Source organism: Paenibacillus phyllosphaerae, assembly GCF_014192105.1.
GTDB lineage: Bacteria > Bacillota > Bacilli > Paenibacillales > Paenibacillaceae > Paenibacillus_Z > Paenibacillus_Z phyllosphaerae.
Map to the genome: position 1 here is coordinate 62,404 of NZ_JACHXK010000006.1, position 21,242 is coordinate 83,645.

The following is a 21,242-nucleotide window of genomic DNA, read 5'->3' on the forward strand; positions in this document are numbered from 1 at the left end:
CACCCGTATTTCACCAATCCATATCGAACACAATTGTGCAAATAGGAGGCGTATGCAATGAAAAAAGGCATCAACATCTGGTCCTTCCGCGAAGGCATGCCGATCGCGGAATGTATCCAGCTTGCCAAGTCGGCAGGATTCGAGGGCATCGAGCTCGCCTTGAACGAGCAAGGCGAGCTTAGCTTGGAAGCGACCGAGAAGGAGCTCCTCGGCATCAAGTCGCGGCTGGCGGAGAGCGGACTGGAATTATGCGGGCTGGCGACGGGGCTGTACTGGACCTATTCGATGACGAGCGATTCGGCCGCGATCCGCGCCAAGGCGATCGATATCGGCAAGAAACAGCTGGAGACCGCCGCCTTGCTGGGAGCGGATACGATCCTGGTCATTCCGGGCGCGGTCGGCGTCGATTTTATCCCGGACCATCCGGTCGTCGATTACGACCGCGCTTATGATCGGGCGCTGGAAGCGATCGCGATCTTGGCGGAAGAAGCCAAGCAGACCGGCGTGAACATCGGGATCGAGAATGTATGGAACAAATTCCTGCTGTCGCCGCTCGAGTTGCGCGGCTTCATCGATGCGGTCGGTTCCGATTACGTCGGGTCCTATCTCGATGTCGGCAATGTCGTATTCGTGGGATATCCGGAGCAATGGGTGCGCATTCTGGGCCATCGGATCAAGAAGGTACATCTGAAGGATTACCGCCGCAGCGCCGGAGGGCTCCATGGATTCGTCGACCTGCTGGCAGGCGATGTCGATTATCCGGCCGTCATCGAGGCTCTGCATGAAGTGGGCTATGAAGGGTATGTCACCGCGGAGATGATCCCGCCTTACACGCATCACGCGGAGCAGATCATCTATAACACGTCCGCATCGATCGATGCGATTCTGGGACGGGGCCGATAACATGGTTCACTATCGAAGGGAGAGGGAGGCGGCATTATGCTCAAGATAGGATTGATCGGGTTCGGTTTCATGGGTAGGATGCATATGGACAATTATGTTCGCTTGATGGCTGAAGGGGAACCGATCCAATTAACGGCCATATGCGATATTCGCATCCATGAATTGAAGAACAGCAAGGCGCCCGGCAATATCGCGACCGATCGGGAGGTTTATGACTTGTCGGCGTTCAACCTGTATGAGGACATCGAACAGATGCTTCATGCAGAACGGCTGGACGTCATCGACATCACGCTGCCGACGCCGCTGCATGCGGATTTGAGCTGCAGGCTGATGGAACGCGGCTATCATGTCCTGTGCGAGAAGCCGATCGCGCGCACCTATGAGGGAGCGGTTCGGATGGCTGAGACGGCTTCACGGACCGGGCGGCAGCTGCTGATCGGGCAATGCCTGCGTTACTGGCCGGCCTACGAATTCTTGAAGGACTGCGTCGACGACCAGCGGTTCGGCGGCGTCCATGCCGGCACGTTCTACCGCGGCTCCGAGTCGCCACAAGGCTGGTTCTTGAACGGAGAACTGAGCGGCGGTTGCCTGCTCGATATGCATATTCATGATACGGACATGATCCATTGGCTGTTCGGCATGCCGGACCGGGTGTCCGCCGCGGGCAAGAATGTCATCGCGGGCAGCGGCTATGACATCGTCCGTACCCAATACGCGTACCCTGACGGCAAGCTGATCGACGCGCAAGCGGATTGGACGTATGCGGGGGAGCATGGCTTCATCATGGGCTACCGCGTCAACTTCGAGCATGGCATGATCGTGTTCGAGCGAGGCGAAGTTCGCGTCTACCCAAGCGCGGGCGAAGCCTACACGCCGGAACTGTCCAGCGACACCGGCTATTACCGGATGATACGCGCCTATATGCACACGATTCGGAGCGGTGAGCCGAATCTCGTCTGCCCGGCGGACAGCGCGGCGGGAAGCTTGAAGATTATCGAAGCCGAGCAGCATTCGGCAGATCGCGCTTCGGAATGGGTTCTGCTGCAACTGGCGTCAGGTCAATAACGTAACGTCAGGTCCCCTTCGGGCAGCTGCTCACCTGCTCCCTTGCCGGCTATGCCTTCGCCAGATTGGAGTTCCCCGGCCGCAACCGCATGTTTCTTGTTTATCTCGTTTCGTACATGATTCCGTATCAAGTCATCATGATTCCGCAATATCTCACCATGAAGGAACTGGGGCTTGTCAATTCGCATTGGGCGCTCATCTTCCTAGAGATCTTCAGCCCGTATGGCGTATTCCTGATGCGCCAATTCTTTATCTCGATCTCCCGCGAGTTATCGGAGGCGGCCCGCATCGACGGCTGCGGCGAGTTCGCGATTTTCGCAAGGATCATACTCCCGCTGGCCCAACCCGCGATCGCGACGCTGACGATCTTCTGCTTCTCCTGGGTATGGAACGACTTCCAGGCGCCGCTGATCTATCTGAACGACGATCGCTTGAAGACGATTCCGCTCGGATTGGCGGCGCTAAACGGCGAGTTCGCGTCGGAATTCAATCTGATCATGGCAGGCGCGGTGTCTTCGCTCCTTCCTGTCATCGCCGTCTTTTTCGCGGCCCAAAAATATTTCATCTCCGGCCTGTCCGTAGGCGCGGTGAAAGGATGAGGAACAGATGAACCGAATCGCAGCCCAAGCCTCGCAGAGGCTGGCAGCCATTGAGGATGCCGTGGCCAAAGTACGCAGGAACCTCGAACGTAACGGGCAGAGCTTCCCGCATATTACGAACGACAAACGATATGATTGGGGAGCGAATGAAGATTGGATCGAGGGCTTCCATACCGGGCTTGCCTGGCTATGCTACGAGTACACGGGAGATGACTATTTCCGGGGGCAAGCCAATCTGCAGATCGATGATTTCCGCAGAAGGCTTACGGAGCGGATCTGTCTGGATCATCACGATATCGGCTTCCTCTATGGCTTGTCCGCGTTCGCTGGCTGGGTCGTGGAAGGAAAGGAGGATCATCGCGAACTGGCCATCCAAGCGGCAGATCTTCTGATGGAACGCTGGCGAGGCGCAGGTTATATCCAAGCTTGGGGACCTGAAGGAGATCCCGATAACGGCGGGAGGATCATTATCGATTGTTTGCTCAATTTGCCTTTGCTGTACTGGGCCGCAGAGGCAACCGGCAATGACGCCTACAAGGAGATTGCGCTCAAGCAAGCCGAGTTATCGCGACGCTACCTGGTGAGAGGGGACGACTCGTCCTACCATACATTTTACTTCGATACGGCTTCCGGGGAGCCGATTCGCGGCGGCACGCATCAAGGGTACAACGACGGCTCGACATGGACGAGAGGACAGGCGTGGGGCATCTACGGGTTTGCGTTGTCGTACCGCTACACCGGGAAAGCCGAGTTTCTCGAGACGGCCAAACGGCTTGCGGATTATTTTATCCGGCATCTGCCTGAAGACGGGGTTGCGTATTGGGATTTCCATGCTCCCCTCGGGGAGAATACGAGCCGGGACAGCTCGGCCTCCGCTATTGCGGCCTGCGGCATGCTGGAAATTCTGACGCATCTGCCTGAAGCGGATCACGGCCGCCAAAGGTTAGAAGCAGCGGTCAGCCGAACGATGGACGCCCTCATGAACGGCTATGCGACGGTCGGGGAGGAGGCCGAAGGCCTGCTCGACCACGGGTCTTATCATGTCCGCGGCGGGCTTGGCTTGGATGGCTATATGATATGGGGCGATTATTACTATCTGGAAGCGCTGCTGCGGCTGGAGCGCGGCATTCCGGGATATTGGTACGAGCGCCGTTAATCGAGCAAGCGGGGAAATATTCCATATCGCTTGACTTCGAGTAAACTCTAAGTGAGATAATACATCGTGACTGCAGGTCGATCATCATGAGGTACGTTCGCGAAGGATGATTTCACTTGGAAAGCGGGGATAACGATGGAATATGTGAAACTGGGCAATACAGGATTGGATGTCTCCCGGATTTGTCTGGGATGCATGAGCTTCGGCGATGTCAATCGGTGGACGCATCCATGGCTGCTCGATGAAGAGAACAGCCGTCCGATCATCAAGAGGGCGCTTGAGCTGGGCATCAATTTCTTCGATACGGCGAATATCTATTCGACCGGGGCGAGCGAAGAAATCACGGGCCGTGCCCTGAAGGATTATGCCAACCGGGATGAAGTCGTCATCGCGACGAAGGTGTTCTTCCGGATGCAAGAAGGCCCGAACGGCGCGGGATTGTCGCGGAAGGCCATCATGAGCGAGATCGATAACAGCCTGAAACGGCTCGGTACCGATTATGTCGATCTGTACCAAATTCATCGTTGGGACTACAATACGCCGATCGAGGAGACGATGGAAGCGCTGCATGACGTCGTCAAAGCAGGTAAGGCCCGATACATCGGGGCTTCGGCGATGTATGCTTGGCAATTCCAGAAGGCGCTGCATGTGGCAGAGCGCAACGGATGGACCCGTTTCGTCGCCATGCAGAACCACCTTAACCTGATCTATCGCGAAGAGGAGCGGGAGATGATGCCGCTGTGCAAGGCAGAGGGAATCGGCGTCATTCCGTACAGCCCGCTCGCCTCCGGCCGGTTGGCTCGCGAATGGTCCGCAGTGACCAAGCGTTCCGAGACCGATCAGGCTCAGCAGATGAAATACGGGGCAACGGCCGAGATCGACCGCGTCATCGCGGATCGCGTGACGGCTATCGCGGAGCAGCGCGGCGTTCCTCGCGTACATATCGCGCTTGCCTGGCTGCTCCAGAAACAACCGGTAACATCGCCGATCTTCGGCGTGACGAGCAACGCGCAGCTCGAAGAGGCTGTAGGGTCGCTTGCGGTGACGTTAACGGAGGACGAGATTAAGTCGCTCGAGGAGCTGTATGTTCCACATCGCGTCGTCGGGGCGCTGTAACAATCAATCGATGTTTAGATAAAGTTAAGGCAGCCATCAGTTGAACTGAACGGCTGCCTTTGTTTTTATTCAGAAGAATTCTATTCGGCCAAACCTCGTTCCGCATTCTTCACTTTGTCCGTTCGCATGAGCTTCACAAGCAGCAACCCCAACACGATAGCCAGCCCGATTGCGGCGATGATGATCCAGATATTCACGCTGACCGCATCGATCACGAGCAGCCACAGGTACAGACCGACTAGCGTGATGAACAAGGTTGGCACCGTCAATACGATTCCTGCCTTGAAATAGGTGCCCCATCCGATGTGAATGCCTTTCTTGGACAGAACATGCAGCCAGATCAGGGTAGCCAGCGATCCGATCGGGGTGATCTTGGGACCCAGATCCGAGCCGATGACATTCGCGTAGATCAACGATTCCCGAATGATGCCTTCCGTTGAAGTGCCTTGAATCGCTAAGGCGTCAATCATGACGGTCGGCAAGTTATTCATAATAGAAGACAGTATGGCGGCGATGAATCCGGCACCGATGGTGGATAGGAACAACCCTTGCTCGCCGAGCCATTGGAATACCTGGCCGAGTTCATTCGTGAGCCCGACATTGCGAAGGCCGTAGACGACGACATACATGCCGATCGAGAAGACGACGATGGTCCAAGGCGCGCTTTTGACCAATTTCCACGTGTGAATGGCTTCGCTCTGCCTGGCAAAAACCAGGAACAAGACGGCTGCGGCCCCGGCGATGATGGAGACGGGAACATGAATGAACTCGCTGACCATATAGACGATTAGGAGCGCGCTTAAGATGTACCAGGACAAGCGGAATAACCGATGATCCTTAATCGCGTCGCGCGGCTGCTTCAATTGCTCCCCGTCATACTGGGACGGGATGTGGCTGCGATAAAAGAGAAACAGCACGATCAGGCTTGCCGCAATCGAGAACAAAGTCGGCACGATCATTCGACTCGCATACTCCGCGAACGAGATGGAGAAGAAGTCGGCGGAGACGATGTTCACCAGGTTGCTGATGATGAGGGGCAGCGATGCCGTATCCGATATGAATCCGCTCGCCATAATGAACGGCAGGATCATACGTTCATCGAATTTCAATGCCCTGACCATGGCAAGCACGATCGGCGTCAAGATCAGAGCGGCGCCGTCATTGGCGAACAAGGCTGATACCGCTGCTCCGAGCAAGATGACATAGATGAACATTAATCGGCCGTTGCCGCCTGCGGTTCGGGCCATATGCAGCGCCGCCCATTCGAAGAATCCGATCTCTTCCAGAATCAATGAAATGATGATGAGCGCGACGAACGTAAGCGTGGCATTCCAGACGATTTGGGTCACGTCCCATACGTCGGTCAGATTAACTACGCCGCATAGCAGCGCGATGACGGCGCCGCCGGCAGCGGACCAGCCGATGCTTAAGCCCCGAGGCTGCCAGATAACGAAAATAAGGGTGACGAGAAATAATAATGAAGCTAGTGCGAGCATGTTTCCTCCCGATTCATTGCATATAATGGCGTTCGCGCGGCAAGTCGTTCCTCTATAGGGAGAGAGGCTGGACACTGCCGGTCAGACAAGGCTTGTCTACAATAACTACAAGCATTATATGCGCTGCATAATATAGAAGTAAACGTCGATATTCGCGAATACGCTTACGAATCTTGTTAAGCAGAATCTAGATCGTTGGTACCAGAAAAATAGGGCTAAATGCTTTGTTTCAACCCGTTTGAACCGGCCTAATACCGGGTAAGTACAAAAGGGAATATTTGCCTTATCTATCTTGCCGGAACAAAAATCAGGCTTATGGCAGATAAAATTATGCATGTAGTCGGATATGCCTACGGACTGCGGCATGTTACGATCTGTAGAATCAACTACCCATAAATCCCCAGATGAGACTTTCATTATGATATCGAAAGATGGTCGTTACTGTGAGCATGTTCTACTACCAGCGTTCACCTCGAATGCACAGTGATCCCGGTCTTGCGGAGATCGAACTGCACCGGCCGCCAGCCGCGCCAGCCGAGCTGTCGTTCAGCTATGTGTCGATCGTCATACCGGTGGCGATTACGGCAGCCGGGGCTGCCGCCATGTTTATGTTAATTCCGAAGACGAGCGGCAGCAGTTACGTGCTGCTGCAGCTTGTGTCGATGTCGACCATTGCCGGCTCGTATTCGATTCCGTTCCTAATGCACCTGCAGAACAAGAAGAAGTTCCGCAAAGAGACGCAGGAGCGGACCATGAAATATACCCAATATTTAGCGGACCAACGCGCGATGCTCGAGGCCTTGTCCCAGCGCCGTGCGCAGCTATTGATCGACACGAATCCGCCCTATGCGGATTGCCTGGAGATGGTGGATTCCCGCAGCAGGTCCGTCTGGTCGCGAATTCCGTCCGATCCGGATTTTCTGAAGCTCCGGTGCGGAATCGGCTGGGCATCGAGCGGCATCCACATTCATGCGCCTCGGCAAGAAGGTATTGATAAGGACGAACTAATTACGAATGCAGAGCAGCTTGCCGCCGAGTTCCATACGCTTACGGATGTCCCGGTGACGGTTGATTTGAACATGCACCGGGTAATCGGCGTCGTCGGAGAGGCTGAGCACGTGCAGTCGTTGATCCGTTCGCTAATGGTGCAGCTTGCGGTACATCACTCTCCGGACGAGGTCAAGATTGCGGCGTTCTTCCGCCAATCGGAGAGAGAGTCGTGGAGCTGGCTGAGATGGCTGCCGCATGCGTGGGACGACGAACGCAGATTCCGTTATATGTTCGAAGGCCCGGTCTACTCGGCGCCGCTCATGGACCACTTCATGGCCGTCCTGCAGCGGAGGGTGCTGACTGCCAAATCCGCTCCGAGTCACGATGGGGTGCGGATTGTGCCTAGGTATGTGTGCATCGTCCCGCATAGCGCCCAGACTGAGCAAGAAAGCGCCTATTCGCTTCTGCTCCATGAAGCCGACAAAGCGGGCGCGTGCACGATCGTTATCGCACCGCGCGTCGAGCAGCTGCCGAAAGAGTGCGAGCTCGTCATAGAAGTCAGTCAGCAGGAGAGCGTCATCCGGCATACGACTTCCAAGGGAGATTCCTCGACCGATCGAGCGAATCGAAACGTAACGGCGGCGGGGCAACCGTTCGCGGCCGACCAGGTGGAGCTTGCCGATGCGCAGCGGTTGGCAAGATCGATGGCCCCATACCGTCTTCGCAAATCATCGGCCGACGAGATCCCGAGCGTGCTTACGCTGTTCGACTTGCTAGGCATTGACCGCATTGAGACGTATGAGGCAGAGCAGCGGTGGCAGGAGCGCCGATTCCCCGATTCGCTGCCGGCTGCCGTCGGCGTGAAGGGCGGCGGCAAGCAAGTGATGCTGAATCTTCATGACAAAATCGAGCGGCAAGGGCACGGTCCGCATGGCCTGATGGCAGGTATGACGGGTTCCGGCAAGAGCGAGGTCATCCAGACGCTGATCGCTTCGCTCGCGGTCACGTATCATCCGCATGACGTCACGTTCATGCTGATCGATTATAAAGGCGGGGGCATGTCGAATACATTCGCCAAGCTGCCGCACGTAGTCGCTTCGATCACGAATCTGGAAGACGAAGGATTGATCGAGCGGGCCAAAATGTCGCTCAAAGCGGAGCTGGAGCGGCGGCAAAAATTGTTCGTCGCCGCGGGTAACGTCCAGCATATCGACGAGTATTACGAGACACCATGGCGCGAGCGGGAGCCGCTGGCACATCTGATCATCGTCATCGACGAGTTCGCGCAGCTCAAGAAGGAGCAGCCCGAATTCATGAGCGAGCTGGTCAGCATCGCGGCAATCGGCAGAACGCTAGGCGTCCATCTGCTTCTGGCGACGCAGAAGCCTGCCGGCGTCGTCGACGATAACATCTGGAGCAACTCCAGGTACCGGATATGCCTGCGCGTGCAGGACGAGGCGGATAGCCGGGAGATGTTGAAGGTTCCCGATGCCGCATACATAACGAACCCCGGACGGGGGTATTTGCAAGTTGGCACGAACGAGTTGTTCGAGACCGTTCAGTACGCTTGGAGCGGCGCTCCATACCAGCCGGCCGGCGAGTCGCGGTCCCACCATACTGTCATTAAAGGAATTAAGCTAGATGGGCGCCGCAAGGAACTAAAGGCCGGGCAACGGGCGGATGATGTGCCTGCCGGCGATGCGGATGCGACGATCCGAGGAGGCAAGCAGTTAGGCGTGCTGATCGACGCTTGCGCCGTAGCTGCGGAGCGGGCGGGCATCGCAAGGCTGCGGGGCCCTTGGCTGAATCCCTTGCCGCAGATCCTTACGCTCGAAGACTTGCCTTCGCAAGCTGAGCCTGCCGGCTCGATAAGGCTTGCAGCTGAAGTCGGTCTGGTCGACGATGTGGCGAACCAACGCCAGATCCCGCTCGCGATCGATGTGGATGAAGGCCATTGGATCGTGTACGGGATGCCCGGGACGGGCAAGACGACGTTCATCCAGACGTTCCTCTATTCGTTGGCCTTGTCGAGCACGCCCGAACAGGCGCACGCCTACGTGCTGGATTTCAGCCGGATGCTCAAAGACCTCCAGTTGCTTCCCCATGTCGGGGACGTGATTCAGGAAGAAGACGAGGAGAAGGTGACGCGGCTGTTTGGCCGTCTATCCCAAGAGGTAGCCCGCCGCAAGCAGCTGCTTGCCGACAGCGGCACCAAATCGAGGTTGGCGTATTGCCGGGAAACCGGGCTGCAGCTGCCGGCGCTCATAACTGTCATTGACGGTTATCCGAGTTTCCGCAACCGTTTCGAGACCGAGCACGAACAGCTCGAGGCCATCGTGCGGGAGGGCGCGAGCCTTGGTATTTATTTCGTCCTAACCTGCAATAAAGTATCCGACTTGATGGAGAAGGTACGGAGCAGCTTCCCGAACGCGCTCGCATTCGAGCTCGCTGATCCGAGCGACTATCATTACGCCGTCGGGCGGCTTGCGAAGACACCGGGCGAATTGCCGCCGGGCAGAGGCTTCGTCAAAGGCAAGATACCGCCGCTCTCCTTCCAGATCGCATTGGCGGCGGGCGGAGGCATGGAATCCGAGCGCGCGCGGCTGCAGCGGGACAGGTACCGCGAGCTCGCTGCCGCGTGGCACGGCGACAAGCCGGAGCCGATCCGCACGCTGCCGCAAGCGGTGCTGCTAAGTGAGATTGCGGCCGCGCCGGATCGGTCGGATGGACTAACGATCGGGTTAATGGCCGAGAATTTGAAGCCGTTCGCCCTGCAGCTGTCGGATGGGCCATATTTCCTGATCGCCGGACCGATGGAGTGCGGCAAGACGTCCATGCTCACCGCTATCGCGCAAGCTTCCGCAAGCTGCTATGGGACAGAAGAGCTTGCTCTATATGGCTGCGATTTCCGCCGCCAGAGCGGAGGTCTCCTGGGGATCGTCCACTTCCCGCAGACGAAGGGCTTCGCGGCGGATGAAACAAGCCTGGAAGAGATGCTGGACCGGCTCAGGCAAGAGATCGATCAGCGTCTGGCCCGAGGATCGGGAGATGGGCAGCCCCGCTTGCTGCTCCTGATTGACGATGCGGACCTGCTCGCCAAACGGATATCCGCTTCGTTCACGATTACGCAGCAGCTGGAGTACATTCTGCGGAACGGCCGAGACCTCGGTCTTACCGTATTCGCCGCGGGCCAGGCCGGCGAGCTGCATCAGAGCTGGGATACGTGGCTGAAGGAGCTGAAGATGCCGCAGACCGGGTTCCTGCTGGGCTCGACGGATGTGTCGGATACCCAGCTGTTTAATCTCCGGCTGCCATATGAGCAGACCGGCAAGCAGCTTCCGGCCGGCGAAGGATTTTACATCAAACGCAAGATGACCCGTATCAAGGCGGCTATGCCGGTACCAGCCGGACAGACCGCGCTGCAAGGGAGGTGAGACTATGGATTCAAGCCGCTATCGTCAACTTGCATCCGAATACGAGGAAGCGGCCGGACGCGTGCAGGAGAGCCAGAACCGGGTTCAGCAGACGGTTGCCAACAATGGCCCGCATTGGAAGGGCGAGCTTCGGGATAAGTTTACGAGCGATTACGAGGATACGCAGTCCGCTTACCGGACGTATTATCACGATTTGATCCATACCGGGCAACAGCTGCGGAGAGCGGCCGACAAGATCGATGAGTTGAAGCGCGAAATCGAACGCCAGGAGCGGCGCGAACGCGAGGAACGGGAGCGCCGCGCCAGAGAAGCGAAGTAACGATAAGCTTATCAGTTGTTGGAGGGACAATAAGAATGACCAAGACAATTGCGATGGATTTCGATCGCGTCAGCCGGATGGCCAATGACCACGTGCGCGAAATTACGCAAATGGAAGAACTGCACAGACGTATGAACGCGAAGCTGTCCGAGCTCCGTTCCCAATCTTACAGCGGAGATCCGAGATTCTTCGGCTGCGTCAGCGGCGCGCTGTCGGGCGACCAGTCGCAAGCATCCGGCTCGCGGCTCATCGGCAAACTGAACCAGAGCGAGTCGGCCATCCGCGAGGCGGCGACCGAATTCGCCAAGCAAGATATGAACTTTCACGGCATTCCGCTTACCGTCAGCGAGTTGTACGAGACGTATGGCAACACGGTCGGCCGATGGGAAAATTTGCTGGAATACGGCAAATACGCGATGTTCGCTCCGCTGCTCCATTATTCGACAGGCATGAAGTTCGTGAAGGTGAACGGCCAATACACGGTCGTGCTGCGTAACGGAATTCGGCAGGCGGTGGACTGGGTGGAAGGTTCCCGGGCGAACCCGGTAGCGCGCTTCCTGATCAATCCGATGACGTTATTCAAGTACAAGGATAAGGGAATGGCCGATCTGATCTTCAAATCGCTGACGAAGCATTTTGCCAGCGATGCGATCAAGGTGTCGACCGCGATGGACGCGCTAAAATCCGGCATTAAGAGCGCGACCTCGGCCGGAGGCGTATTCGGCGCAATCAAGAGCAACGCCGGCACGCTGCTCAAAGGCGCGTCCAAGCTTGGCAAGTCGAATGCGCTGCTTGCGCTCGCGCTGACGGCGGGCGGCGAGACGATCGGCGCCGGCATCAAGATCGCCGAGAATTACCGTAAATACGGCAACAACGTCGAAGTGCTCAAGCGGGAGAACGCCAAGGAAGTCGGAAGAGCGATCTACAAAACGGGCGTCGTGACCGTCGCGGCCGGCGCGGGAGCCGTGCTCGGCGGAGCGATCGGCAGTCTTGGCGGACCGGTCGGCACGGTAATCGGCGCGCACGTCGGCGGTTTCGTAGGCAGCCTTATCGGCGAGAAGCTGGCCGAGAATACGCCTCAATTCGTGGATGACCTGTCGGTGAAGATGAAGGATCAAGTCTATGCCGTGACGGAGACGGTCGCCGATGGCGCACGTGCCGTGAAGGACTTCGCCGGCGATGTGAAAGATACGGCATCGTCGTTATGGAACGGCGCCAAATCGTTATTCTCAAAACCAATTTGGGCGTAGGAGCATAGCAAACGATGAAAATTACACTCAGCTTGGAAGAGTTGATTTACGCCTTTTATTCAGAGGGTTTGTTCGAGCAGGGTAATGCGCTGAAAGCGACCTATTTCCAAGAGCTGAGCGACGAGCAAATGGATTTGCTGCTGCAAGTCACGTGCCGTTCGCTGCTGGCAAAGGATTATTTGGCCTACAGCAATCATAAATTTATGCTTAAGCCGGAAGTAGCCGCGATGATCGGCGTGCTGCATCATGCGGATCATTCGCTGCAGGCTTCGAAGTTCCGAGAAGGAGGGGGGCAGGAGACGCTGTCCGTTCATCTTGCGCAGAGCGGGACGTACGCCCACTTCCTTCGCTATGAGGGGCAGGTCCATGTTGTGGAGCGGCTCGAGGAGGGCGAAGCGGCGGAACGATTGGGCAGCTTCTTCGACTTGCCTGAGCTGCCTTCCGCCGGCGAATCCGTCACCAAGTTGACGCAGGTGCAGCTAGAGACGCTGCTATCGCTCATCGACGGCCAACCGGAGGAGCTTGCGGAGTATGCCTCGAATCTGCCAGGCGCCGAGAAGCAGAAGGAGAAGTTCCTGCAAGCGCTGACTGCAAGCAAGGGCAGGATGAATACGCTAATCGGCTTCGAATTCGATGCGAACAACGAGCCGATCGTCGCCGAAATGCTGATGATGCTCGGCGATTCGTCCGCGTCGTGGATGGTCGCCAAGACCGATGAGCAGTTCTTTGTACAGACATGCAGCAAGGAAGCGCTTGTCCATAAGCTGTCGAAGACGATCCCGTCTTTTGCGCATAAACAAGGCGGTAAGGTGAACGCATGAAGAGCTTGCGGGAGACCGAGAGCGGGATCGAAGTCATTCCGGCGAAGTTCGATGCGGGCTGTTTCGTATCGGTCTGCGTCTTGATGCTGGCGGGCGCCGCCGTTCTGCTCTATTTTGCCAAGGATATGTTCATCTTAAAAGGCATTCTATATGGGATCGTGGGCGTGATCGGCGCATTATTCTTCGGCGGCGCTCTCCTGAAGGTGCTGTCCGTCGTCCGGAGTAAGGAGCCGCTCTTCGAGGTGCGCAGCGGTTATCTGCAGAACAAGCGGAAGAAAGTCGCGCTAACCGATATCGATGAGCTGACTTACGGCTGGCATACGGATCGGCCTTCGGGGATGGTGTTCCAGGCTCTCGTCGTGCGCACGGTTCGCAACAACCGGTATTACTTCAGCACGTACAACATGGTCTCCCAGCAAGAGATCGATCTTGTCGTCAGGCAGCATATTTTGCCCTATGCAACAGCGGCATGCCGGGAGAGTTGGGAAGCCACTGAGGGGAAGACGCCGTTTGGCGCGGATGAGAACGCCAAAGGATAAGGTTCCGATCCATGACGATCTTCATAGGTGATCGGACCGAATCTTACAGGTCTATCGTCTCATCTTACACAGCTGTTTCAATAGCGATTTTAGAGGGTAATTCTTACTGTTGAACTATTTTTAGGATTATATGTTACATAATGTGGAGTTATTTAGTAAGATGTTGTTGCTTGAATGGGCAGCGCTTAGAAGTTTACTAGAAAAGGAGATTGACAAAGATGGCACAACGTATTTTAATTTCCCCGGATCAAATGGACGGAGTCGCGAATCAATTCAAGCAAGGGGCTCAGCAGAGCCAAGATCTGATCACTCGCTTGAACGCCCAAATCGAGGGTATGCAGGGACAATGGGAAGGGATGACGCAGCAGCGCTTCTTCCAGGACTTCCAGCAAGCCAAGCAGACGATGAGAACGTTCAACGAGACGTTGCTCCGCATTCAGACCGAACTGAACACCATCGCTAACCGCTTCCGTCAAGCGGACCAACAGGGCTAAGCAAACGTAAATTCGATTGTGGGCGAAGGCCAGGCAACTGTTGTCTGGTCTTCGCTTGCTGTTTGACTATACATAACGACGGAGTTGGATTCGAGAATGCCTTACACGCTGCAAGCTTCACAGAGCGCGCCGGCGCTTATTATTTACTTGCTCGATACAAGCTTGTCAATGACGCTGGAGATCGGCGGCCGCCGCAAAATGGATATCGTGATGCATGCGCTGCAGACCGCGCTGCGGCAGATGGTCTTCCGTTCGACCAAAGGCAGCCGGTTGTCGCCCCGTTACCGCGTTGCGATGCTCGCTTACAGCGATCAGGTGTACGATCTGCTCGGCGGGGTGAAGACGATCGGCGAGATCGCGGGAATGGGCGGATTGCCCGAACTGACCCCGCATCAATTCACCGATACGGCGAAAGCGTTCGAGCAGGCGGAGAAGCTGTTGATGAACGAGCTGCCTAATATGCAGCATTGCCCTGCGCCGCTCGTCTGCCATATGACCGATGGCGCGCATACGGGCGACGATCCTGAGCCGTTTGCCAGACGGATCATGGAGCTTGCGGTGGCGGACGGCCATGTGCTGGTCGAGAATATTTTCATCTCGGAAGCGGTCGCCGAAGCTTCGTCAGGCGACTTGCGTGCATGGCCGGGGATTAAGCCGGATACGCCGCTATCCGATCCGTTCGCCGAGAAGCTTAAGCGGATGTCATCGACGATTCCTGAGAGCTACCGCGAGATGATGGTGGAGTCCTCCTTCCACATCGAGGAAGGGGCCTTGATGCTGCTGCCGGGTACGAGCAAAGAGCTGATATCGCTAGGTTTTCAGATGTCGGCGGCCACGCCGGTGCGCTAATGGTGGCCGGCATGCAGAACGAATGGTTGTTCCGGTCGGACCAAGGCGGCGACATTCCGGTACTTGAAGCGGCGAAGCTCGGCGGATGTACGGCCCACCATGCCTTCATCCGAGCTTTCGAAACCCGGTCGTATGGAGATCCAAGCCAGGACTATCTGATCTATCGCTTAAACGGCGAGCAGTTGACGTTCGCTGTGTGCGACGGTGTGGGGATGTCTTTCCAAGGCGGTTTTGCAGCCCGCTTCTTAGGTAAGCGACTGCATGAATGGTTGTGCGGTCATCCGTCCCCCCTTGGTTTATCTCTCGGGCAGCTAGAGCGAGAGCTGCTGGAGTGGACCAAGGATGCGACGAGGCTGACTCGTGAGCTTCCCCTGCCTCCGGACACCGTGCCGATGCTGCGCTCCGTGCTGGAAGAGAAAAGGGCAAGCGGAAGTGAAGCGATGTTCGCATGCGGCAGCCTCATGTTTCCGCGGCAGGGGCGCGAAGGGAAATTGTCGCTATACTGGTCCGGCGATATTCGGGTTCGCCTGTGGCAAGAGGGCCAAGAGCTCGCGTTGCAAGGCGATCCGACGTATCAAACCAACCAGCGGTGGTCGACCTTGCGCGGGGCAATCGGAGGTTCGCCCATGGAGTTGCATCTAACGTGGGAAGAACAGGACTCGCTCCGGCTGCTCGTCTACACCGACGGCGGATCTAATCTGGATGCCGGGTTGTCCTTGCCTGATCTAGCTCACATACAGCATGTGTTGCAAGAAGCTGCAGCCGAACCGTCCAGCGACGACATCACCGTGCTGCATGTTGACTGGCCTGGCGGCACCAAAGGAGGAAGAGTAATTGAATAGGACCGAAATTACCGTCATTGCGCTTCCCTCCCGGAAGGAGCTCGATCTGGACGTTCCGGCGGATCTGCCGATCGGCCAGCTTGGCGAAGCCATTTTGCAGGGCATGGAGGAATGGAATACGTATCCGTACGGGCAAGTCGGCTGCCGGGCGGAAGCGAGCCTTCAAGGTGATAACTGGCGGCTGCTTCGAGAGGAAGCGACGCTGGTGGAGGAAGGAATCTTGGATGGCATGCAGCTTCGGCTTACGCAGACGATCTCTTATTCCACCGCCTCGCAAGAGCGGCAACAGGCGCATTTTACCGAAACGGTTCCGTTGTTCGAACCGTCCGGATCGCATAATACCGAACAAGTAAAGGAGCGAGGTGGAGATGGGATTTGACCCTAAGGCGGGGGATGAGCTGATCATGGGCGGCAAGGTCTATCGCGTTGCGCCCCATCCTTCGTTTCCCGCCATGCCTTATGGGCAGGAGGGGCGAGTAGGCACCGTATATAAGTTAGCGTCCGTTCAGGACGGCGAAGCCAGAGCGCTCAAAGTATTCCGCAGCGCATTCCGGCATCCGGATTCCGTGTACTTGTCCGAGTTGCTGGAGCCGCTGTCCCGGATTGAAGGGCTTCAGGTTTGCCGGCGGAGCGTGCTCACGCCGCAGCAGGACATGACGCTATTGAGCGCCAATCCCGATCTGCTGTATGCGGTCGTCATGCCATGGGTGGAAGGGCCTACATGGATGGATGTCGTCCTCGATAAGAAAGAACTTCCGTTTGCGTCGGGACTGCATACGGCGCTCGCGTTCGCCGAGGTCCTCTCTTCGATGGAACAACGGGGACTTGCGCATTGCGATCTGTCCGGACCGAACGTGCTGATTCCCGGCATGCTGCATGATATTAAGCCGTCGGTGAAGTCTTGGGTACAGCTCGTCGATGTGGAGCAGATGTACGCGAGCTCTTTCACGAGGCCGGAGCAGTTGTCCAAAGGTTCGCCGGGGTACGCGTTCGCCCGAACCGCAAGCGAACCTGCGTGGAGCAAATATGCGGACCGTTTTGCCGGAGCCGTATTGTTGGCCGAGATGTTGACCTGGTTCCATCCGGACATACGTAACCATGCATGGGGCGAGAGCTATTACGATCCGGACCTTATGCAGCGGGACGATACGCGTTCGTCGATCATGCTTCGCGTGCTGGAGGAGGCTTGCGGCGAAGAGATCGCGGCGTTGTTCGCCAAAGCTTGGCGCAGCACCGAACTGCACCAATGCCCGACATTCGGCGAATGGTTTATGTCGTTGTCGTCATTGAAGGAACGGCTGGAACGGCCGGAAGCGATCGTGGTACAGGATGATAGCAAGCTTACGAGCAAAATGGAACAAAAGCCGGAAGGGACAGCGGGGACGTCGTCTTCCGCGCCAGGCGGTTCTTCTGCTCCGGCAGCGGCGGCGCTCCCATCCGATTGGGATCCTCGCTTGTTGGAGGAAGCCCGGATCTTGCAGCAGAGAGGCCAGCTGCCTGATGCGCTCGAAGCATATACTTCCCTGTTGTCCCGGCTGCCGGCGCATTCGCCGCTCGGCATCGAGATCGAAGCTGCGCGAGCAGCGGTCAAGGAAGCGCTGGACCGGCAATTATCCGCTCCCAAGCAGGCTGAACAGCCGATTGTGGCCCCTCGGAAACGTAACCGAACCATGCTGATTGGTGTCACCGCGGCTGCTGTCGTCATGCTCGGCCTCGGCGTCGGCGCATGGGCGTCACGCGATGGAGATCAGCCGCTTACGCCGCCGACAGCCATACAGACGGCGGAAGCAGCGACGTCCGATGCGAATTCGGATGCAACGAACGTGAAGGCCGAGGAGCAACCTTCGGCTGATCAAGACACTCCGGCTGAGTCCACGTCGCAAACACCGGCGTCGGGGACTGCGGAGCCTACAACTACGCCGGACGCAGAAGCAGAGGCGCAAGCCAAGGCCGAAGCGCAGGCAAAGGCGGAAGCGCAGGCAAAGGCGGAAGCGCTGGCCAAAGCGGAGGCAGAAGCTAAGGCTAAATCAGCAGCGGAAGCCAAGGCAAAAGCCGAAGCCGAAGCAAGAGCGGAAGCCGCCGCCAAAGCAAAGGAAGAGGCGGCCCGCAAAGCTGCAGCCGAGGCTGTGAAGAAGAAAGCCGCTGAAGCGCAAGCGTTGCAGAAGCGGATCAAGCAGCTGGAAGAAGCGATTATGAGCGCCTATAACGTAGAGGACGATACGGAGAAAGTCATCCGTCTGTCCAAGGAACTGAAGCGGATCGATAGCGACAATGCGCTTGCATCGCAGATGCTGCGCGATTTGACTGGCGAATAGAATAGAGGGGGATATCATTCATGAAGAAGTTTATTGCGGGTTTTCTAATCGGCGGCATGCTGTTCGGCGGTGCATCCGTATTTGCATCCGATCTGAAAGGGGTGCTGTTTAATATCGATGCCGTGTTCGTCAACGGGGAGAAGCTGGCGACGCAGAGCAAGAACAAGCCGTTCACGTTCCAAGGCTATGCCTATGTGCCTAGCTACATGTTGACGGAGATGGGTTATAAGCCATCGCGTTCCGCTGACGGCCGTATCGTCTATCTGGAGGAAACCGGCAAGGCGTTCTACCCGCAGAACGGCTACAATATGGCAGAGGGCAAGCCATTTATTGAAGCGAAGCAAATCAACAGCTCCGGCGGCACCGTGAATGTCGCTTACGAGAGCAATGATCTGATTGCAACCAATGACGGCAAAAAATACGGCAATTATATTCATTTTCTGCTGAGCAAAAATGAAGAGGTCTCCAAGACGGAGAGCTCGGTTACCTTCGAGCCGGAGGAGAAGTTCAGATCGTTCAATACGAAGGTGAGCATCGTGAAGAAGAAGCAGGCGGCACTGCCTACTTCGGCTGTGACCCTCAAAGTGTATACGACGGATGAGGCGGGCAAGGAAACGCTCTACCAATCGTATATCTTCTCCGTGAACAAACGTTCCGCGAACATCTCGATTCCGCTCCGCTATGTCGATAAGGTTCGTTTTGCCGTATCGGGCTCGGCTGCGGAAACCTCGGAATTCGCGATGCTTGATCCGGTCTTTATCAAATAATAGATACGCATCGATAGAACAAGGGAGCCGTGAACTGACGGCTCCCTTTCATATTGTCATCAGGCGATTAGAAGACGCTGTCTGGCACGTAATAGATTTTTTGCGTGTTTTGCTTGCTGTCCGGATCGGTCACGATCGTAAAATAGACGTTGCCGTCTTTGGTCTGAACGCCTTCGATTTCATGCGTCCCCACATTCGTAATCTTCACCAACGTTTTGTAGGCGCCCGTATTCGACAGCATTGCGATCTGCGGCGTCTCGCCCTCCGCGCCGCCGGACGTATAGATTTCCGTGTTGCTTAACATATCCATCCCTTGGAAAGAACCGTTCGGCCTAACGATCGCGTCGCCGGATTGCGTGAAGCTGGCCACCGAGGCATTAACCGCGGCGGTGCTGTCCATTCGTACCTGTTCATTGCTATCGAGCAGCTGGTTCAATTTGACCGTGTCATAAATGGACCACGTCACGGTTCCTTCGGCAGTTTGAACTCGGAACGCCGTATAGGTACTGTTGCCGCCGCCATCTACCCGATAGGTTTCGCCTAATCGCGATCCGGCCGTATTCGCGTAATTCATATAAGTGAAGCGATGAAGGTCCGTATAATCGACGGTGTCGCCAGCCGAGTATTGCAATCGGGCTACCTGCAGCGACCAGTAATACGTCGTGGCAGGATCGGCTTTGGAGCTGAAATAGAAATAATTGATGCCATTGTAGGTGTACATGTCGAGGGTCTGCCCATGGCCGGAATTGGTGATGGTCATCTCATCCACATAGGTGGCGTTCGTCCCATCGATCAGCAGCCGCGATAGATAGACGGTTCCCCCGGAACGCTGCGTGACGTAGACGTACTTGGACGCGATGTACGCTTTTTGCACGGCCAGATTGTGCTTCAATCCTTTAAGATCGTAGGCGAGGGTGGCTGACGCATTGACGGTCTTCACAGGCGTAGCGGCGATTGCGGGCAGAACGGTCATTCCGAACATGAGCGATGCGAGAACGACGGACGAGAGGACGCGTGCGGGCTTCCGAACAAGACGCATTGAACTGGCGAAACGCATAAATTCCCTCCTTGGATATCTATGAAACACAACTAGATTATGCATGCTTTGCGGGCACGCGATGAATAGCCTTGAAGCCCCAAAAAATATTAAAGTTCTGTATGGAAACTAGTAGCCGAATCATTCGCCATTCCTGCCAGTATTTATTGCTTGTTAGGCATCTGGCCGCATCGTATATTTGACAACATGGTCCGGTGTAGGCAAGTCGCACTGGGCGTACGCGAATATTGAAGAAGCATCGAGCGAGCTTGTCTTTGAGTTTCGCGCTAACGGCGGAGAGAGTGCCGCATAATAAGCGGATATAACCAAAAACCGGATTGAGCCCTCTAACTGGCTCAATCCGGTTTCTTGATCGTTATCTTTTTGGCTTAGCCGCAATCGATTTGCGCATTTGAGCTCCCAGCATCTTGGCTAGGCCGCTTCGCGAGAATATGCGCCCCATGAAGGCCAACATTCGGTTCGAAGCGCCGTCGATGACGAAGCTGCGGTTGTGTTTGAGCGCCGCGAGCGCGGTAGCGACGACCTGTTCGGGCGTTCGTTTGTTCTTCGTCTCGACCTCGCGCGCTTGCTCGAAGAAGCGTGTGTCGGTCGGACCCGGGCATAGAGCCAACACGCGAATGCCGTGATGGCGGTATTCCTCCCACAGCGCCTCGGTGAAGGATAACACAAAGGCTTTGGAGGCGCTATACACCGAGCAGTAGGGGAAAGGGAGGAAGGCGAGCAAAGAGGCTACATTAATAATGGCACCTTGCTTTCTATTGACCATTCCGGGCAAATACAGGTGAGTCAGTTCCACAACGGCGCCTATATTAAGCGCAATCTGCTGTTGATATTCTTCGGCCGTATGGCTGAGGAACTCGCCGCTCAAACCGAATCCTGCATTATTAATTAGCCAATCGACCGATATTCCCATTGCTTCGGTTTCCTGATACAAGGCTGCTGCCGCTCCGGGAATCGTCAAGTTCATCGGAATGACCGTTACGTCCACGCCATGCGCGGCACTCAGCTCATTGGCGAGCTGTTCCAGTTTTGCTTTGTCACGCGATACCAGAATGACGTGATGGCCTCTTAAGGCGAGCGCTTTCGCGAATGATCGGCCGATCCCGGAAGAGGCGCCGGTTATTAAAATGTTATGTGGCATGCTAATTTCTCCTTAGTTGTCATATCGCACGTTGATGTCATGATCATTAATCGTAACGGCAGGAGCGGAATCCGCCTATTACCCGAACG

19 protein-coding genes are annotated in these 21,242 nt (G+C 56.4%); 16 read left to right on the forward strand and 3 right to left on the reverse strand.

What is annotated here, in order from left to right:
* Positions 1-57 precede the first annotated feature (57 nt).
* From FHS18_RS14920 to FHS18_RS14940, 5 genes are all read left to right on the forward strand, one after another.
* Positions 58-903 (forward strand): sugar phosphate isomerase/epimerase family protein, encoded by an 846-nt coding sequence (locus FHS18_RS14920; RefSeq protein WP_183600882.1) that lies wholly within the window; start codon positions 58-60, stop codon positions 901-903.
* 36 nt (positions 904-939) lie between these two features.
* Positions 940-1,968, forward strand: coding sequence for a Gfo/Idh/MocA family protein (locus tag FHS18_RS14925; RefSeq protein ID WP_183600883.1), 1,029 nt, complete (start codon positions 940-942; stop codon positions 1,966-1,968).
* 26 nt (positions 1,969-1,994) lie between these two features.
* Positions 1,995-2,567, forward strand: a complete 573-nt coding sequence (locus tag FHS18_RS14930; RefSeq protein ID WP_281378770.1) for a carbohydrate ABC transporter permease — start codon at positions 1,995-1,997, stop codon at positions 2,565-2,567.
* Positions 2,568-2,574: 7 nt separating this feature from the next.
* Entirely contained in the window at positions 2,575-3,723 is a 1,149-nt protein-coding gene (locus tag FHS18_RS14935; RefSeq protein ID WP_183600885.1) for a glycoside hydrolase family 88 protein, read from the forward strand.
* Positions 3,724-3,858: 135 nt separating this feature from the next.
* Entirely contained in the window at positions 3,859-4,839 is a 981-nt protein-coding gene (locus tag FHS18_RS14940) for an aldo/keto reductase (RefSeq protein ID WP_183600886.1), read from the forward strand.
* A gap of 80 nt (positions 4,840-4,919) precedes the next feature.
* Here the strand turns inward: FHS18_RS14940 and FHS18_RS14945 are convergent, their stop codons facing one another.
* The gene (locus FHS18_RS14945; RefSeq protein ID WP_183600887.1) at positions 4,920-6,335 is read right to left on the reverse strand and encodes an arsenic transporter; all 1,416 of its coding nucleotides are present in this window, start codon (positions 6,333-6,335) and stop codon (positions 4,920-4,922) included.
* 431 nt (positions 6,336-6,766) lie between these two features.
* Here FHS18_RS14945 and essC point away from each other — a divergent pair, with 431 nt between their 5' ends.
* The 11 genes from essC (at position 6,767) to FHS18_RS15000 (ending at position 18,955) form a co-directional block, all read left to right on the forward strand.
* Positions 6,767-10,759 (forward strand): type VII secretion protein EssC, encoded by a 3,993-nt coding sequence (gene essC / locus FHS18_RS14950; protein WP_183600888.1) that lies wholly within the window; start codon positions 6,767-6,769, stop codon positions 10,757-10,759.
* A gap of 4 nt (positions 10,760-10,763) precedes the next feature.
* The gene (locus FHS18_RS14955) at positions 10,764-11,078 is read left to right on the forward strand and encodes a WXG100 family type VII secretion target (RefSeq protein WP_183600889.1); all 315 of its coding nucleotides are present in this window, start codon (positions 10,764-10,766) and stop codon (positions 11,076-11,078) included.
* 35 nt (positions 11,079-11,113) lie between these two features.
* Entirely contained in the window at positions 11,114-12,328 is a 1,215-nt protein-coding gene (locus FHS18_RS14960) for a glycine zipper domain-containing protein (RefSeq protein WP_183600890.1), read from the forward strand.
* A gap of 14 nt (positions 12,329-12,342) precedes the next feature.
* The gene (locus FHS18_RS14965; RefSeq protein WP_183600891.1) at positions 12,343-13,149 is read left to right on the forward strand and encodes a hypothetical protein; all 807 of its coding nucleotides are present in this window, start codon (positions 12,343-12,345) and stop codon (positions 13,147-13,149) included.
* Positions 13,146-13,688: a DUF5381 family protein gene (locus tag FHS18_RS14970; protein ID WP_183600892.1), complete on the forward strand. Its 543-nt coding sequence runs from the start codon at positions 13,146-13,148 to the stop codon at positions 13,686-13,688. The genes FHS18_RS14965 and FHS18_RS14970 overlap by 4 nt, the downstream gene beginning before the upstream one ends.
* Positions 13,689-13,906: 218 nt before the next feature.
* On the forward strand, positions 13,907-14,182 hold the full coding sequence (locus tag FHS18_RS14975; protein WP_183600893.1) for a WXG100 family type VII secretion target: 276 nt from the start codon (positions 13,907-13,909) through the stop codon (positions 14,180-14,182).
* Between the two features lie 96 nt (positions 14,183-14,278).
* The gene (locus FHS18_RS14980) at positions 14,279-15,031 is read left to right on the forward strand and encodes a VWA domain-containing protein (RefSeq protein WP_183600894.1); all 753 of its coding nucleotides are present in this window, start codon (positions 14,279-14,281) and stop codon (positions 15,029-15,031) included.
* Between the two features lie 11 nt (positions 15,032-15,042).
* Positions 15,043-15,873 carry a PP2C family serine/threonine-protein phosphatase gene (locus tag FHS18_RS14985; protein WP_183600895.1) on the forward strand — a complete coding sequence of 277 codons (831 nt, stop codon included), beginning with the start codon at positions 15,043-15,045 and terminating at the stop codon, positions 15,871-15,873.
* Positions 15,866-16,252 carry an EsaB/YukD family protein gene (locus FHS18_RS14990; protein WP_183600896.1) on the forward strand — a complete coding sequence of 129 codons (387 nt, stop codon included), beginning with the start codon at positions 15,866-15,868 and terminating at the stop codon, positions 16,250-16,252. Before FHS18_RS14985 ends, FHS18_RS14990 begins: the two co-directional genes overlap by 8 nt.
* The gene (locus FHS18_RS14995) at positions 16,242-18,188 is read left to right on the forward strand and encodes a serine/threonine-protein kinase (RefSeq protein ID WP_183600897.1); all 1,947 of its coding nucleotides are present in this window, start codon (positions 16,242-16,244) and stop codon (positions 18,186-18,188) included. Before FHS18_RS14990 ends, FHS18_RS14995 begins: the two co-directional genes overlap by 11 nt.
* 20 nt (positions 18,189-18,208) lie before the next feature.
* The gene (locus tag FHS18_RS15000) at positions 18,209-18,955 is read left to right on the forward strand and encodes a hypothetical protein (RefSeq protein WP_183600898.1); all 747 of its coding nucleotides are present in this window, start codon (positions 18,209-18,211) and stop codon (positions 18,953-18,955) included.
* A 67-nt stretch (positions 18,956-19,022) separates the two neighbouring features.
* On the opposite strand, the gene FHS18_RS15005 is transcribed toward FHS18_RS15000, so the two are convergent.
* Both FHS18_RS15005 and FHS18_RS15010 read right to left on the reverse strand, forming a co-directional pair.
* On the reverse strand, positions 19,023-19,994 hold the full coding sequence (locus tag FHS18_RS15005) for a phage baseplate protein (protein WP_409348554.1): 972 nt from the start codon (positions 19,992-19,994) through the stop codon (positions 19,023-19,025).
* Positions 19,995-20,367: 373 nt separating this feature from the next.
* Positions 20,368-21,153, reverse strand: a complete 786-nt coding sequence (locus FHS18_RS15010) for an SDR family NAD(P)-dependent oxidoreductase (protein ID WP_183600900.1) — start codon at positions 21,151-21,153, stop codon at positions 20,368-20,370.
* Positions 21,154-21,242 lie beyond the last annotated feature (89 nt).

Bases quoted from the DNA above. Each gene is read 5' to 3' on its own strand.
- FHS18_RS14920 (WP_183600882.1), top strand. From the start codon at position 58: ATGAAAAAAGGCATCAACATCTGGTCCTTCCGCGAAGGCATGCCGATC.
- FHS18_RS14925 (WP_183600883.1), top strand. From the start codon at position 940: ATGCTCAAGATAGGATTGATCGGGTTCGGTTTCATGGGTAGGATGCAT.
- FHS18_RS14935 (WP_183600885.1), top strand. From the start codon at position 2,575: ATGAACCGAATCGCAGCCCAAGCCTCGCAGAGGCTGGCAGCCATTGAG.
- FHS18_RS14940 (WP_183600886.1), top strand. From the start codon at position 3,859: ATGGAATATGTGAAACTGGGCAATACAGGATTGGATGTCTCCCGGATT.
- FHS18_RS14945 (WP_183600887.1), bottom strand. From the start codon at position 6,335: ATGCTCGCACTAGCTTCATTATTATTTCTCGTCACCCTTATTTTCGTT.
- essC (WP_183600888.1), top strand. From the start codon at position 6,767: ATGGTCGTTACTGTGAGCATGTTCTACTACCAGCGTTCACCTCGAATG.
- FHS18_RS14955 (WP_183600889.1), top strand. From the start codon at position 10,764: ATGGATTCAAGCCGCTATCGTCAACTTGCATCCGAATACGAGGAAGCG.
- FHS18_RS14960 (WP_183600890.1), top strand. From the start codon at position 11,114: ATGACCAAGACAATTGCGATGGATTTCGATCGCGTCAGCCGGATGGCC.
- FHS18_RS14965 (WP_183600891.1), top strand. From the start codon at position 12,343: ATGAAAATTACACTCAGCTTGGAAGAGTTGATTTACGCCTTTTATTCA.
- FHS18_RS14970 (WP_183600892.1), top strand. From the start codon at position 13,146: ATGAAGAGCTTGCGGGAGACCGAGAGCGGGATCGAAGTCATTCCGGCG.
- FHS18_RS14975 (WP_183600893.1), top strand. From the start codon at position 13,907: ATGGCACAACGTATTTTAATTTCCCCGGATCAAATGGACGGAGTCGCG.
- FHS18_RS14980 (WP_183600894.1), top strand. From the start codon at position 14,279: ATGCCTTACACGCTGCAAGCTTCACAGAGCGCGCCGGCGCTTATTATT.
- FHS18_RS14985 (WP_183600895.1), top strand. From the start codon at position 15,043: ATGCAGAACGAATGGTTGTTCCGGTCGGACCAAGGCGGCGACATTCCG.
- FHS18_RS14995 (WP_183600897.1), top strand. From the start codon at position 16,242: ATGGGATTTGACCCTAAGGCGGGGGATGAGCTGATCATGGGCGGCAAG.
- FHS18_RS15000 (WP_183600898.1), top strand. From the start codon at position 18,209: ATGAAGAAGTTTATTGCGGGTTTTCTAATCGGCGGCATGCTGTTCGGC.
- FHS18_RS15005 (WP_409348554.1), bottom strand. From the start codon at position 19,994: ATGCGTCTTGTTCGGAAGCCCGCACGCGTCCTCTCGTCCGTCGTTCTC.
- FHS18_RS15010 (WP_183600900.1), bottom strand. From the start codon at position 21,153: ATGCCACATAACATTTTAATAACCGGCGCCTCTTCCGGGATCGGCCGA.